Raw genomic sequence first — 13575 nt, 5'->3', positions numbered from 1 at the left:
TGAAAAAGCCCCGCTCTCTTGTACAGAGGCGGGGCTTTTTAGTGGGCGTCGTTATTCGTCCTTACATCGTGCTAGCAAACACCCATGCCCAGCTGCATCAATGCCAACCCGCCCTGATGCCACCCCCACCACGCCAGGGCCAGCAGCAAGGCGCAGACGGCGCTTACAGCGATACGCGGCCAGAGACTGTTCATGCCACACTCATTTGGGTTTGCAGACGCGCCACCGGCCGCTCACGCACCGGCCAGTTCAGGGCAGCGGCCACCAGGCTCAAGAGAATCGCCACCTGCCAGATCAAGTCGTAACTTCCGGTCCGGTCATACACGACCCCGCCCAACCACCCGCCGAGGAACGATCCAATTTGGTGGAACAGGAAAACAATCCCGCCGAGCATGGACAGATTTCGCACACCGAACAAAGTCGCCACAGTGCCGTTGGTCAACGGCACCGTCGACAGCCACAAGAAGCCCATCGCCATGCCAAACAGATACGCGGTGGTGGTCGTCACCGGCGCCCACAGAAATAACCCGATCACCACTGCCCGCAGCACATACAGAGCGGTGAGCAAACGCGGCTTGGACATCCGCCCGCCGAGCCAGCCAGCGGTATAAGTACCGAAGATATTAAACAGCCCGATCAGCGCCAGCACCGTGGTGCCCACGGTGGCCGGAAGATGCTGATCCACCAGATACGCCGGCAAATGCACGCCAATGAACACCACCTGGAAACCGCAGACAAAAAAGCCGAACGCCAGCAGCCAGAAACCCGAATGCGAGCACGCCTCGCGCAGGGCTTCGGACAAGGTTTGTTCATGGCCCAGCAGCGGCAATGGCTTATCCTTGAGCATGCTCACCAGCGGCACGATCAATGCCACTAACAAGCCCAGCACCAGCAATGCCGCCGACCAGCCGAGCCAGCCGATCAGCCCCAGCGTCCCCGGCAACATGGCGAACTGGCCAAAAGAGCCGGCGGCACTGGCGATGCCCATGCCCATACTGCGTTTCTCCGCCGGTACTGCGCGCCCGACCACGCCAAGAATCACCGAAAACGACGTACCCGACAGGCCGATACCAATCAACAGACCCGCACTCAGGGACAATGTCACCGCCGAGTCGGACAAGCCCATGAACATCAAGCCCAAGGCATACAGCACACCGCCAACCAGCACCACTTTCGCGGCGCCGAAACGGTCAGCCAACGCACCGGTGAATGGCTGCGCCAGCCCCCAGATCAGGTTTTGCAAGGCGATGGCAAAAGCAAACGTCTCGCGCCCCCAACCAAACTCCGCACTCATCGGCGCCAAAAACAGCCCGAAGCCGTGCCGCACGCCCAGCGACAACGCAAGAATCAGCGCACTCCCCAACAGAACCCACCCGCACGTACGCCACATCGATGTCATTCTTGTTCTCCGGTAGCGGGTATATACCCGCTTAAGATCATACAAACTGGCCTCAAGCCAGTTCGTCCAGCAGTCTCAGCAAGGTTTCGCGCTTCTCGGCGCCCAGGCGATCAATCAAGCGCTGCTGCGCCGCTTCCCACGCAGGCAACGCAGCTGCCAGCCGTTCAACACCGGCCTCGGTAAGCCTCACAATGCGGTTGCGCATGTCCTCGCCCTCGACCAGCGTGAGCAACCCTTCGCCTTCCAGTACTCGCAAATTGCGCCCGAGAGTACTGCGATCCAGCCCCATCGCTTCGGCCAGGGTGGAAATACTCGGTTGGTCCAGACGCTGTAGATTGCACAACAGAGAATACTGGGCAACGTTGATCCCGAAGCCGTCGAGAGCGCCGTCGTAATGCCTGCTGACGCCACGGGCGGCGCGTCGCAGATTGATGCATAAACATTGAGAGTCGAGCATGGTGCGTGTATATACCCGCGGTTGTATTAAATCAAGTTACAGATGAGTTCGTTCAGAGGTTTTGAGAGTGTCTGGTAAACCGCAATCGCGAGCAAGCTCGCTCCCACAGGTGACCACATTCCAATGTGGGAGCGAGCTTGCTCGCGAAGGGGCCAGCACATCAACCACATAAATATCAGGTCAATGCCAACCCCACCAACACCGCAACCTCTAGCAATTCCAGCAATGCCCCCGCCGTATCACCCGTCGTGCCACCCAATCGCCGGAGCATCGTTTTCCGCAGCCAGACAAACACCACCGCCGACAACGCAAGCGCCCACACAGCGCTGAGGCCTGCAATCAGAACACAGGCTAACGCACTGACCGCCAACACCTGCTTGCCAGCCGAACGTGGAAGATGATCGGCCAGCGCCTGCCCCAAACCACCGGCACGCACATAAGGCGTGGTCAGGAATAAGCCCAGCATTGCGCCACGCCCCATCAATGGAACGATGATCAGCACAGCGCCATGCTGCTGCTCGATCAATGTCAGCAACGCAGCGAATTTAAGCAACAACACCAGCACCAGCGTCACGACCGCGATCGGCCCGCTGCGCGGGTCTTTCATGATCGTCAGCGTGCGCTCACGGTCGCCGAACCCACCGAGCCACGCATCGGCACTGTCGGCCAGGCCGTCCAGGTGCAGCGCGCCGCTGAGCAACACCCACGCCGTCAGCAGCAACGCGGCGTGGAGCAATAACGGTGCGCCCTGCAAAACCCAGTTCAGCGCCCACAAAATCACGCCAAACAGCAGACCGACCAGCGGATAAAACAACAGCGACCGCCCCACCGCCTCTGGCGTCGGCATGCCCGCCAGACGAATCGGCAGGCTGCTCAAGAATTGCAGGGCGATCCAGAACGGCAACATGATCAGAGCACTTCCTTAAGCTGGCCACCCGACTCGACCGACAGCGAAAACAACGCACCATGACCGACTTCAACGTTGAGCAACTGCTCACGGGGCAGTCCCCGTGCCCGCGCCAGCAACAAACGCATGACGCCGCCGTGACTGATCAGCAACACGCGCTCGCCGGCACAGGTCGCGTGCAACCGATCGATCGCCGCCGACACTCGCGCTGAAAAGTCCGCGACGGGCTCACCCTGAGGTGGGGTGAACGAATAAGGGTCGGCCCAGAACAGCCCCAACGCTTCGGCATCGGTTTCCATCAGCGCTGCAGCGCTCTGCCCTTCCCATGCACCGAAGTGCAGTTCTTGCAGGTCTTTCTCCAGCTGCACCGGCAACCCCAGTTGCGCCCCGAGCGCTTCGGCGAACCGCGCACAACGCTGCAACGGCGAGCTGACCAGGCGATCCCAGGGCCCCTGCTCAACCACTGCCGCACGCATCTGCGCCCAGCCCTTGTCGGTCAGCGCATCGTCGAGGCTGCCGCGCAAGCCGCCACCGAGTTCGGTTTCACCGTGGCGCAACAGATCGAGGCGCAAGGTCATGCCGGGCGATCCGCCACCGCAGCTTCGGCGAAAGTCGCCATTTGCCCGTGCAGGTCGCAGGCCAGACGCAGCAGCGGCACAGCCAATGCAGCGCCGCTGCCCTCGCCCAAACGCAGACCGAGGTCCAGCAAGGGTTCAGCGTTCAGGGTTTCCAACACATGACGATGACCCGGTTCGGCGCCGCGATGACCGAACAACAGCCACTGACGGCACGCAGGATTCAATCGCACTGCCACCAACGCGGCGACGCTGCAGATGAACCCGTCTACCAGCACCGCGACGCCTTCCTGAGCACAGGCCAGGTACGCACCGACCAGTGCGGCAATTTCAAAACCGCCGAGGTTAAACAGGGTTTGCAACGGATCACCGCGCTGAGCCTGGTGCACCGCCAACGCGCGCTCGATGACCCGGGCTTTATGGCTGACACCCGCCGCGTTCAGCCCGGTGCCCGGCCCGGTCAAATGCACCACGGGGCAATCCAGCAACGCACAGGCCAACGCGCTGGCCGCGGTGGTATTGCCGATGCCCATCTCACCGCCGATAAACAACTGCGTGCCCGCTGCAATGGCGCGTAGCACACTGTCGCGACCCGCCTGCAGGGCGAGCTCGCCTTGGGCCGCCGTCATGGCGGGGCCCTCGACGAAATTCGCCGTGCCCGGACCGAGATTCAGGTGACGCACGCCCGGCAGGTTCAAGGACGGCGTCACGGTGCCGAGATCAACCACCTCCAGAGCAGCCCCCAGCTGTCGCGCCAACACGCTGATCGCCGCACCACCGCTGACGAAGTTGTGCAGCATCTGCCCCGTGACCTCCTGGGGAAACGCCGACACGCCTTCGGCCACCACGCCATGGTCACCGGCAAAAATGGCGATCCAGAGTTCATCCAGATGCGGTTTGACCCGCCCCTGCAAACCCGCCAGTTGCACTGCCACCGCCTCCAGTTGACCGAGGGAACCGGCGGGTTTGGTCAGCTGCTGTTGACGGGCCTCTGCCTGCTCGACCGCTTGGGTATCGATCGGCTTGCACGGGTTCAGCCACCAGGATTGAGTCATAACGCGGTTCCTTTTAAAGTCAGGGGCAGGCCGGCGACGGTCAAGACGACTCGCTGACAGCGCTCGGCCAAAGCTTGATGCAGCCAACCGGCTTCATCGACGTAGCGGCGAGTCAATTCGCCCAGCGGTACGACACCCATTCCGGTCTCGTTGCTGACAAAAATGATTTCACCTGGCAATGACGCCAGGCAGTCCAGCAAGGCCTCCCGTTCGGCCGTCAGGCGCTCGGAATTGTCGAGCATCAGCAGATTGGTCATCCACAGCGTCAGGCAGTCCACCAGCAAGCAATGCTCTTCGCTGGCGGTTTCGCGCAGCACGCGGGCCAGTTCCAGTGGTTCTTCGATCAACGCCCATTCGGCCGGACGACGGGCGCGGTGATGGGCCACCCGTTCGTTCATTTCGCCGTCGAGGGCTTGGCTGGTGGCGATGTAGGTGACCGCCAGAGCGCTGTCGGACGCGAGTTTTTCGGCCAGGCGACTTTTACCGGAACGGGCGCCGCCGAGGATCAGTTGCAGCATACTTATAACCTTCTAATTGGCGGTGGAGCGACGGGCCTCATCGCGAGCAAGCTCGCTCCCACAGGGGCTCTGTGAACGCCGAAAATCCAATGTGGGAGCGAGCTTGCTCGCGATGGCTTACTTCAAATCACCTTAAATCCCGCAGAGTTCGCGCAATAGCCGAGTATCCAGATGCTTCTCCACCAAATCCGCCAACCGCTCGATATCGCGCTCGCGCAATGCGTGGTAATCGACCTCCTGGACCTTTTGCAAACCCGCCCAGCGCAACAGCGCACTGCACGCCGCCGGTGATTCGAAGAGCCCATGCAGATACGTTCCGAAAATCTGCCCATCGACACTTTGTGCACCATCGCAGCGCCCATCGTCCAACTGCACGGCGGCGTTTTCCAGGGCCGGCCCAGTCGTCACGCCGGCATGAATTTCGTAGCCGCTGACGGCTGCATTTTCCAACGCCAGACGCCCGCGCACGTTACGTAATTGCTTCTCTGCTTCGAGCTGCGTGTCGAACGCCAGCAAGCCCAAACCGGCACTGGAACCCGGCGCGCCCTCGAGCCCCAGAGGGTCGTGCACCTGTTCGCCGAGCATTTGCAGACCGCCACAGATCCCCAACACTTTGCCGCCGTAGCGCAAGTGTCGGGCAATAGCGCTATCCCAGCCGCTGGCCCGCAGATACTCAAGGTCGCTGCGCACGCTTTTCGAACCGGGGAGAATAACCAGATCCGCGGGCGGAATCGTCTGGCCGGGACCTATAAATTGCAGATCCACTTGTGGATGCAGGCGCAGCGGATCGAAATCCGTGTGGTTGCTGATGCGCGGCAGCACCGGCACCAGTACTTTCAGCACCTGATCTGCCTTGTCGATCTGACGCTGATCGATGCCGTCTTCGGCTTCCAGGTGCAGATCCATCACGTAGGGCAACACGCCGATCACCGGCTTGCCGGTGCGCGCCTCCAGCCAATCGAGGCCCGATTGCAGCAAGGCGATGTCGCCGCGAAAGCGGTTGATGATGAAACCTTTGACCCGCGCCTGTTCGCTTGGCGACAACAGTTCCAGGGTCCCCACCAGATGGGCGAAGACACCGCCGCGATTGATGTCGGCAATCAGCACAACCGGACAATCCACCGCCTCGGCAAAGCCCATATTAGCAATGTCACCGGCGCGAAGATTGATCTCGGCGGGCGAGCCGGCACCTTCAACCATCACCACCGGATACGCCGCGCTCAACCGTGCATGGGAGGCCAGTACCGCTTGCATCGCGATGGCTTTGTAATCGTGATAGGCGACGGCGTTCATCGTCGTGACAGCGCGGCCATGAATGATCACCTGGGCACCGGTGTCGCTGTTGGGTTTGAGCAACACCGGGTTCATGTCGGTGTGCGGCTCAAGGTTGGCCGCCTGGGCCTGCACCGCTTGCGCGCGCCCGATCTCGCCACCGTCGGCAGTCACTGCGCTGTTGAGCGCCATGTTTTGCGGTTTGAATGGCACGACGCGCACGCCTTGACGCGTGACCCAACGACACAGCGCTGTCACCAGTGTGCTTTTGCCGGCGTCCGACGTAGTGCCTTGCACCATCAAAGTGGCGCTCGGAACCATCGAAGTGGCGCTCGGAGCTATCAACTCAGTCATCGGTTTTCCTCAGCGTAGGCACCGAACGCTTGCGCGAGACGCGCCCAGTCCGCTTCATTGCCGGGCAAACCAAAACGCAGGCTGCTGTTATGGGTGAATAGCCGCAGCAGGATGCCGCGCCGGGCCATGAATTCATGCAGCTGTTCGGCGCGTTCGGTGATCAGCCATTGGAACAGCGCGCAACCACCCTGGGGCTTGAAGCCGTGCTGCTCAAGCAGCAGCGCCAGACGCTCGCTGGCCGCTTCGGTGCGCGCCCGTTGCCTGACGTGCCCTTCGGTATCCAGCAGGCAGGCGTGGCCGACCACCCGGGTAGGCCCGCTGACCGCCCACGGCCCCACTTGTTCGGCCAGCAACTTGAGCAGCTTGCGCTCGGCCAGGACAAAACCCAGCCGCACACCGGCCAGGCCGAAAAACTTGCCGAAGGAGCGCAGCACAATCAAACCGACCTGATGGGTAAAAGGCGCCAGGCTCAAGGACGGCGTGTTGTCCATGAACGCCTCGTCGACCACCAGCCAGCCACCGCGCTGAGCCAGTCGTGCATGCCAGTCGAGCAGCCTGCTTGGGGGCAGGCTCAGGCCAGTGGGATTGTTCGGATTGACCACCACCAGCACGTCGAAGCTGTCGAGATAGAAGTCGACTTCCTGCTCTATCACCTCGCGCACAATGTAGCCATTGCGTCGCCATGCTTCGGCGTGTTCGGCGTAACAGGGTGATAGCACGCCGACCTTGCCGGCCCGACGCAATCGTGGCAGCAGCTGGATCGCCATTTGCGAACCGGCAACCGGCAACACCTGGGCGGCGCCGTAATAATCGCAAGCGGCCTGCTCCAGGCCATCATCGGTTTCCGGCAAACGCGCCCAGATCTGCTGCGCAATCTCCGGAACCGCAAACGGCCAGGGCGCGAGGCCACTGGACAAGTCGAGCCAATCGGCTTCGGCAATGCCGAAATCGAGCGCCGCTTTACGTAACCGACCACCGTGTTCAAGCATAAAATTCAGCCCCCACGCAGAGAATCAGCAGCCATAACCCTACGCCGCGCTGGACCAATTGCCAGCCACGGTCAATGGCGTCGGCATCCGCCGGCACGCCTTCGCCCAGTGGTGGACGCTGATGCAGTTCACCGTGATAAATCGCCGCCCCGCCCAACTCGACGCCAAGTGCTCCCGCACCGGCGGCCATTACCGGACCGGCATTCGGGCTGTCCCAGGTCGGGCCTTGGGTGCGCCAACATTTAAGCGCCAGTCGGGTTTTGCCCAGCAGCGCGTAGGTCAATGCCACCAGTCGCGCTGGAATGTAGTTGAGGATGTCGTCGATTTTTGCCGCGGCCCAACCGAAACGTTCGAAGCGTTCATTGCGGTAGCCCCACATCGCATCCAGCGTATTGCTCAAACGGTAGAGCACCACGCCCGGCGCGCCAGCCACGGCAAACCAGAACAGCGCGGCAAACACCGCGTCGCTGCCGTTCTCCAATACCGACTCGGTGGCCGCACGGGCGACTTCGGTTTTATCCAGTTCACTGGTCTGACGGCTGACCAGGTAACTCACGCGTTGGCGCGCCTGGTCCAGGTCGTCGCTGCGCAACGCGCTGGCCACCGGCACGACATGCTCGCCAAGGCTGCGCAGGCCAAGGGCGCAATAGAGTGCGAGAATCTCGACGATCCAGCCGACATAAGGCGCCCAGGACAATGCCGTGACCAGCAGCGTCAGCGGTACTACCGCGATCACCCACGCGGTGACGCCGTGACTGCGCCAGCCGCGACCGCCACCATTGAATCGTTGCTCGATGCGGTCGGCAAAACGGCCGAACGCCACCAGCGGATGCCAGCGTTTGGGTTCACCCAGCAGCGCATCCAGCGCCACGGCGGCAACACTCAACAACGCCACACTCATTGACTCTCTCCCCAATAATTCTCATACAGCAATTCGCTGAGTGGACGCGCCTGCGCCCAGCCTTCGAGCACCAGCATCGGCGCCGGGTAGAACTCCTTGACCGGTCCGAGGCAAAGCACCGCCATCGGCTTTGCGCCGATGGGCAACCCCAGCAGGTCCGCCAACGCTTGCGGTTCGAACAGCGAGACCCAGCCCATGCCCAGCCCTTCGGCGCGGGAGGCCAGCCAGAGGTTCTGGATCGCACACGATAACGAGGCCATGTCCATTTCCGGCAAGGTGCGACGGCCGAAAATATGCCGCTCGCGATCATCCATCAACGCGGCGACCAGAACTTCGGCGCAGTCGTTGATGCCTTCGACCTTGAGCTTCATGAATTCGTCGGTGCGCTCGCCGAGGGCTTCGGCGGTGCGGATACGCTCTTCTTCCACCAGCACCTGAATCTTGCCGCGCAGGGCCCGATCGCTGATGCGGATGAAACGCCAAGGCTGCATCAGGCCGACGCTCGGCGCCTGATGCGCGGCTTCGAGCAGGCGCCTGAGCAACTCTGGCTCGACGCTGCCGCCGCTGAAGTGACGCATGTCGCGGCGTTCGCCGATGGCTCGGTAGACCGCCGCGCGTTCGGCTTCGGAGAATGCGTTATCGGTCATGGCCTCTTCGCGAGCAGGCTCGCTCCCACAGTGGACAGCATTTCTTCAGGCAACACACTCTCAAATGTGGGAGCGAGCCTGCTCGCGATGGCGGTGTCATGATCAGGCGCAAACAACGCGGCTACAGCGGTCGGATTGGAGGGAAAATAGAAGTGCACGTAGGAAGCGGTCATCCGCCCCTCACGATAAACCGCCTCCGCCCCGCGCCCGCCGTTAGGGCTTAAACCACGAGCAATCGGTTCCAGCTCGGTGCTGGTCAACGAGTGATGATAGGTATGCCCGCGCAACACACCTTCGGGCAGTTCGACCGCTTGTAACGCTAACGCGGCCAGACGCTTCTGCATCACCGCATCACCGCTCAGCAGGCCAACCAGCTCAGCGCGAGTGCCTTCGACATCGGTCAACGAATCGAGCAGATAAAGCATGCCGCCACACTCGGCCAACAACGGTTTGCCCGCCACGTGGTGCGCACGGATCGCAGCCAGCATCGTGGCATTCTGTGACAGCGCCAGATGGTGCAATTCAGGATAACCGCCCGGCAGGTAAAGGCTGTCTGCCTCTGGTAATCGGGCGTCACGGATCGGCGAGAAAAACAGCAACTCGGCGCCCATGGCTCGCAGCAAATCCAGGCTCGCGCCATAGGTGAAAGCAAACGCTTCGTCGCGGGCGACCGCTATCCGCACCCCTGCCAGTAAAGGCTCAGCAGCGATCACATCCGGGGCGGCGAATTCCACCGCTGGCGGCAGCGCGACCTCACAACTGCTGGCCAAGGCGTCCGCCGCCGCATCGAGGCGCACATCAAGATCGTTCAACTCGCTGGCCTGAACCAACCCCAGGTGCCGACTCGGCAATTCGATCCCGGTTTCCCGGGACAAGGCGCCGTACCAGCGCAGCCCTTCGGTCAGGCTGCCTTCGAGCAATTGCGCATGACGCAGCGTGCCGACGCGGTTGGCCAACACACCGGCAAATGGCAAGTCCGGCTGATAACGCGCGAGCCCCAGGGCCAGTGCGCCAAACGTCTGCGCCATGGCCGTGCCGTCGATCACAGCGAGCACCGGCACACCGAAGTGCCGCGCCAGGTCCGCGCTGGACGGCGTACCGTCGAACAACCCCATGACGCCTTCGATCAGGATCAAGTCGGCTTCGCCAGCGGCTTCCCACAATAGCCGGCGACTCTCCTGCTCGCCGACCATCCACATGTCCAGTTGGTACACCGGCGCACCGCTGGCACGCTCGAGAATCATCGGGTCGAGAAAGTCCGGGCCGCATTTGAACACGCGAACCTTGCGCCCCTGATTGCGATGCAAACGGGCCAGCGCGGCGGTGACGGTGGTCTTGCCCTGACCGGAAGCCGGCGCGGCAATCAGTACCGCCGGGCAATGACGTGGTTGACTCACAGTTCGACGCCTTTTTGCGCTTTGATCCCGGCCTGGAACGCGTGCTTGATCACGCCCATTTCGGTGACGGTATCGGCCAGTTCGATCATCTCAGGCTTGGCGCCGCGACCGGTGACGACCACGTGCTGCATCGGCGGACGGGCCTGCAAATCGCTGAGCACTTGATCGAGATCCAGATAGCCGTGCTTCAGCGCGATGTTCAACTCGTCGAGCACCACCAGGCCAATCGACGGATCGCGCAGCAATTGCTGCGACACGGCCCAGGCGGCTTCGGCGGCAGCGATATCGCGCTGGCGATCCTGGGTCTCCCAGGTGAAGCCCTCGCCCATCACATGAAAACGCACCTGCTCCGGGAAGCGCCGGAAGAACAACTCTTCGCCGGTGCTGTTGCGACCTTTGATGAACTGCACCACGCCGCATTGCATGCCATGGCCCATGGACCGGGCCAGCATGCCGAAGGCTGAACTGCTTTTACCTTTGCCGTTGCCGGTCAGCACCAACAGCAGGCCGCATTCATTCGGGGAGTTGGCGATGCGTTCGTCGATCACGGCTTTTTTGCGCTGCATGCGCGCCAGATGGCGTTCGTCACGATCAGGGGAATCAGTCATGGGGGAGCTCTCCGTTGAGGCTGGATAACGGCGGGCAGGCACAAGAATTGACGGCAAAAAGCCTGGCATCGCCCACCGTGATGCCGCTGGATGAATCAGGCCGGTCTCCGGGCTCATAAGCGGCGATACGCCGGACTGCGCGCCTTCCCATGTCGACAGTCGACACAGTGGCTCAAGGCGCAGTCTTCACTCATTTACCGTTGCGGGGGCAGCGCCGGGATCGTGACCCCCTTCGTTTGAAGGGATGACTCACCGGCTTCCCTGTTTCACTCTGTCGACCAGGGTCACAGAGCACCTGAAACAAGCCGCGAAGGTTAGAGGGTTGGGGGTGGAGCGTCAAATGAAGACAGAACCCCGGTGAACGATATACTGCCGCCGGTCAATCGGCTGACGCCAAGGTTGTGTCACAGCGCGAGCAGTGATATCAAAGAGCCATAACCGCAATCAAAATAACAAGGGTGAGCAACATGCAAGGCATGATCATCAGCAATCCGAAGCTGGAATTCCTGCGCCCGGTGCTGGAGCGCTGGTTTGTCTGTATCGACCGCTACAACGCTGTGCGCGGCGATAACGAAACCCCGTATTGGTTCGATGAAAAAGCCAACCTCGGGCTGCTTTCCACTGCAGCCTGGATGGCGGAAATGGTCACGCTGCAACAAACGTCGACCCGTAAGCAAACCGAAGAAGGCGAACGCAATGCGCGCGCCGATCTGTTTATCGCCACCCCTGAAGAACGCGCTTACCTCCAGGCCACGCAGCGCTGGCCTCGGGTCAATAGCCTGAACCTGACTCAAGCCTTGCTCGATATCACCAGCGACGCGAAGAAAATCAGCTACGCCAGCGACCTGAAACTCGGCTGCCTGTTTGTCGCGCCGCAAAAGGCCCAGCATGGCGCCACGCCGGAAGAACTCCAGGACATGGTCGACGACCTGCAGAAGGAACACAGCTGCGCCGTCGCCTGGTATTTCCCCTACGCTTACCGAAAATTGCGCAATGAAGCGGGCAACTATCACCCGGGCATCGCCGTGCTATTCAAGGAAGCACGCGGCTGACCGGTTGAACCTTCAATCCTCTCGGCGTCTCTATGAATAGATAGGGCATTCATAGGGACGACCGGCATGTGCAAGCTCCAACTCATCATTGTCATCGCGCTCGCCGGAGGGCTCGCCGGCTGTGGTGAAACCGCCAGCCTGCAAGTCTCCGACGGCACGGGTCCGTCGCCAAAACTGCCAGAACCCAACAAGACCCTGATCCCGACGGTGAACATCGCCCCGGCGATTGGCTGGCCGGCTGGCGCAAAACCCATTGCAGCCGCCGGAACTCAGGTCGCGGCCTTTGCGGAAGGCCTCGATCACCCTCGCTGGCTCTATGTGTTGCCCAACGGCGACGTGCTGGTGGCCGAAACCAACGCACCACCGAAACCCGATGACAGCAAAGGTATTCGCGGCTGGATCATGGGCAAAGTCATGGGCCGCGCCGGCGCGGCCGTACCGAGTCCGAACCGCATCACGCTGCTGCGAGACAAGGACCACGATGGCATTGCCGAAACCCGCACGGTGTTCCTCGAACACCTGAACTCCCCCTTCGGCATGACGCTGGTCGGCAATGACCTCTACGTGGCCGACACCGACCGCTTGTTGCGCTTCCACTATGAAAACGGCGATACGGCGATCACCTCGCCGCCGATCACAGTGGTCGACTTGCCAGCCGGCCCGCTGAATCATCACTGGACCAAAAACGTCATCGCCAGCAAAGACGGTAGCAAGCTGTACGTCACGGTGGGCTCGAACAGTAACGTCGCCGAAAACGGCCTGGATAAGGAAGAAGGTCGCGCGGCGATCTGGGAGGTTGACCGAGCCACCGGCAATCACCGGATCTTCGCCTCGGGCCTGCGTAACCCCAACGGCATGGCGTGGGAGCCGCACAGCGGCGCCTTGTGGACGGCGGTCAACGAGCGAGACGAAATCGGTAGCGACCTGGTGCCGGACTACATCACCTCGGTCAAGGACGGCGCGTTTTATGGCTGGCCGTTCAGCTATTACGGCCAGCATGTCGACATTCGGGTCGATCCGCAAAACCCGGACCTGGTCGCCAAGGCGATCCCTCCGGACTACGCAGTCGGCCCGCATACTGCGTCGCTGGGCCTGACATTTGCTGAAGGCAACACACTTGCGGTGCCGTTCAAGGAAGGGGCATTCATCGGCCAGCACGGCTCGTGGAACCGTAATCCGCACAGTGGCTATAAAGTGATTTTCGTGCCGTTCAGCGCAGGCAAACCAATCGGGCAGCCAATTGATGTGCTCACCGGTTTCCTCAACGCCAAAGAAGAGGCCATGGGTCGTCCGGTGGGCGTGGTGATTGATCAGCAGGGGGATTTGCTGGTGGCGGATGATGTGGGGAACAAGGTGTGGCGCGTTTCGGCGGTTAAATAAGGCATTACCGCCGAACACATCACCTTGTAGGAGCGAGCTTGCTCGCGATGGTGTGTCAGGCGAC

General features: G+C 61.7%; 15 protein-coding genes and 1 riboswitch. Of the genes, 2 read left to right on the top strand and 13 right to left on the bottom strand.

Features of this window, described 5'->3' with window-relative positions; translation table 11 throughout:
* Nucleotides 1-71: 71 nt before the first annotated feature.
* From AC1MDT_RS01255 to cobO, 13 genes are all read right to left on the bottom strand, one after another.
* Nucleotides 72-194, bottom strand: a complete 123-nt coding sequence (locus AC1MDT_RS01255) for a hypothetical protein (protein WP_480420332.1) — start codon at nt 192-194, stop codon at nt 72-74.
* Nucleotides 191-1399 carry an MFS transporter gene (locus AC1MDT_RS01250; protein ID WP_480420331.1) on the bottom strand — a complete coding sequence of 403 codons (1209 nt, stop codon included), beginning with the start codon at nt 1397-1399 and terminating at the stop codon, nt 191-193. Before AC1MDT_RS01250 ends, AC1MDT_RS01255 begins: the two co-directional genes overlap by 4 nt.
* Nucleotides 1400-1451: 52 nt before the next feature.
* Nucleotides 1452-1856 (bottom strand): MarR family winged helix-turn-helix transcriptional regulator, encoded by a 405-nt coding sequence (locus AC1MDT_RS01245; RefSeq protein WP_157710851.1) that lies wholly within the window; start codon nt 1854-1856, stop codon nt 1452-1454.
* 175 nt (nt 1857-2031) lie between these two features.
* Nucleotides 2032-2763: an adenosylcobinamide-GDP ribazoletransferase gene (locus tag AC1MDT_RS01240; RefSeq protein ID WP_480420330.1), complete on the bottom strand. Its 732-nt coding sequence runs from the start codon at nt 2761-2763 to the stop codon at nt 2032-2034.
* Between the two features lie 2 nt (nt 2764-2765).
* Nucleotides 2766-3341, bottom strand: a complete 576-nt coding sequence (gene cobC, locus AC1MDT_RS01235) for an alpha-ribazole phosphatase family protein (protein ID WP_480420329.1) — start codon at nt 3339-3341, stop codon at nt 2766-2768.
* Nucleotides 3338-4393: a nicotinate-nucleotide--dimethylbenzimidazole phosphoribosyltransferase gene (gene cobT / locus AC1MDT_RS01230; RefSeq protein WP_480420328.1), complete on the bottom strand. Its 1056-nt coding sequence runs from the start codon at nt 4391-4393 to the stop codon at nt 3338-3340. The genes cobC and cobT overlap by 4 nt, the downstream gene beginning before the upstream one ends.
* Complete coding sequence (cobU, locus tag AC1MDT_RS01225) at nt 4390-4911, bottom strand: bifunctional adenosylcobinamide kinase/adenosylcobinamide-phosphate guanylyltransferase (RefSeq protein ID WP_480420327.1); 522 nt, start codon at nt 4909-4911, stop codon at nt 4390-4392. Before cobU ends, cobT begins: the two co-directional genes overlap by 4 nt.
* 132 nt (nt 4912-5043) lie before the next feature.
* Nucleotides 5044-6504, bottom strand: a complete 1461-nt coding sequence (locus AC1MDT_RS01220; protein ID WP_480422677.1) for a cobyric acid synthase — start codon at nt 6502-6504, stop codon at nt 5044-5046.
* Nucleotides 6505-6533: 29 nt separating this feature from the next.
* The gene (gene cobD / locus AC1MDT_RS01215; protein WP_480420326.1) at nt 6534-7526 is read right to left on the bottom strand and encodes a threonine-phosphate decarboxylase CobD; all 993 of its coding nucleotides are present in this window, start codon (nt 7524-7526) and stop codon (nt 6534-6536) included.
* On the bottom strand, nt 7519-8427 hold the full coding sequence (gene cbiB / locus AC1MDT_RS01210; protein ID WP_480420325.1) for an adenosylcobinamide-phosphate synthase CbiB: 909 nt from the start codon (nt 8425-8427) through the stop codon (nt 7519-7521). The genes cobD and cbiB overlap by 8 nt, the downstream gene beginning before the upstream one ends.
* Nucleotides 8424-9074, bottom strand: coding sequence for a 5,6-dimethylbenzimidazole synthase (gene bluB / locus AC1MDT_RS01205; protein ID WP_480420324.1), 651 nt, complete (start codon nt 9072-9074; stop codon nt 8424-8426). Before bluB ends, cbiB begins: the two co-directional genes overlap by 4 nt.
* Entirely contained in the window at nt 9071-10471 is a 1401-nt protein-coding gene (locus AC1MDT_RS01200) for a cobyrinic acid a,c-diamide synthase CobB (protein ID WP_480420323.1), read from the bottom strand. The genes bluB and AC1MDT_RS01200 overlap by 4 nt, the downstream gene beginning before the upstream one ends.
* Nucleotides 10468-11079, bottom strand: coding sequence for a cob(I)yrinic acid a,c-diamide adenosyltransferase (cobO, locus tag AC1MDT_RS01195; protein WP_201118629.1), 612 nt, complete (start codon nt 11077-11079; stop codon nt 10468-10470). Before cobO ends, AC1MDT_RS01200 begins: the two co-directional genes overlap by 4 nt.
* Before the next feature lie 81 nt (nt 11080-11160).
* Nucleotides 11161-11393, bottom strand: a riboswitch (cobalamin riboswitch).
* 153 nt (nt 11394-11546) lie between these two features.
* Here cobO and AC1MDT_RS01190 point away from each other — a divergent pair.
* On the top strand, nt 11547-12131 hold the full coding sequence (locus AC1MDT_RS01190; protein ID WP_480420322.1) for a hypothetical protein: 585 nt from the start codon (nt 11547-11549) through the stop codon (nt 12129-12131).
* Nucleotides 12132-12197: 66 nt separating this feature from the next.
* Nucleotides 12198-13511 (top strand): PQQ-dependent sugar dehydrogenase, encoded by a 1314-nt coding sequence (locus AC1MDT_RS01185; RefSeq protein ID WP_480420321.1) that lies wholly within the window; start codon nt 12198-12200, stop codon nt 13509-13511.
* Nucleotides 13512-13575: the final 64 nt, after the last annotated feature.

This window comes from Pseudomonas sp. ASL7 (assembly GCF_056680375.1).
This window is presented reverse-complemented; position numbering and strand designations above follow the sequence as displayed.

Coding starts and splice junctions, on each gene's coding strand:
- AC1MDT_RS01220 (WP_480422677.1), bottom strand. CDS start 6,504: ATGGTTCCGAGCGCCACTTTGATGGTGCAAGGCACTACGTCGGACGCC.
- AC1MDT_RS01185 (WP_480420321.1), top strand. CDS start 12,198: ATGTGCAAGCTCCAACTCATCATTGTCATCGCGCTCGCCGGAGGGCTC.
- AC1MDT_RS01255 (WP_480420332.1), bottom strand. CDS start 194: ATGAACAGTCTCTGGCCGCGTATCGCTGTAAGCGCCGTCTGCGCCTTG.
- AC1MDT_RS01190 (WP_480420322.1), top strand. CDS start 11,547: ATGCAAGGCATGATCATCAGCAATCCGAAGCTGGAATTCCTGCGCCCG.
- AC1MDT_RS01240 (WP_480420330.1), bottom strand. CDS start 2,763: ATGTTGCCGTTCTGGATCGCCCTGCAATTCTTGAGCAGCCTGCCGATT.
- cobD (WP_480420326.1), bottom strand. CDS start 7,526: ATGCTTGAACACGGTGGTCGGTTACGTAAAGCGGCGCTCGATTTCGGC.
- AC1MDT_RS01245 (WP_157710851.1), bottom strand. CDS start 1,856: ATGCTCGACTCTCAATGTTTATGCATCAATCTGCGACGCGCCGCCCGT.
- cobO (WP_201118629.1), bottom strand. CDS start 11,079: ATGACTGATTCCCCTGATCGTGACGAACGCCATCTGGCGCGCATGCAG.
- cobU (WP_480420327.1), bottom strand. CDS start 4,911: ATGCTGCAACTGATCCTCGGCGGCGCCCGTTCCGGTAAAAGTCGCCTG.
- cobC (WP_480420329.1), bottom strand. CDS start 3,341: ATGACCTTGCGCCTCGATCTGTTGCGCCACGGTGAAACCGAACTCGGT.
- bluB (WP_480420324.1), bottom strand. CDS start 9,074: ATGACCGATAACGCATTCTCCGAAGCCGAACGCGCGGCGGTCTACCGA.
- cbiB (WP_480420325.1), bottom strand. CDS start 8,427: ATGAGTGTGGCGTTGTTGAGTGTTGCCGCCGTGGCGCTGGATGCGCTG.
- AC1MDT_RS01250 (WP_480420331.1), bottom strand. CDS start 1,399: ATGACATCGATGTGGCGTACGTGCGGGTGGGTTCTGTTGGGGAGTGCG.
- cobT (WP_480420328.1), bottom strand. CDS start 4,393: ATGACTCAATCCTGGTGGCTGAACCCGTGCAAGCCGATCGATACCCAA.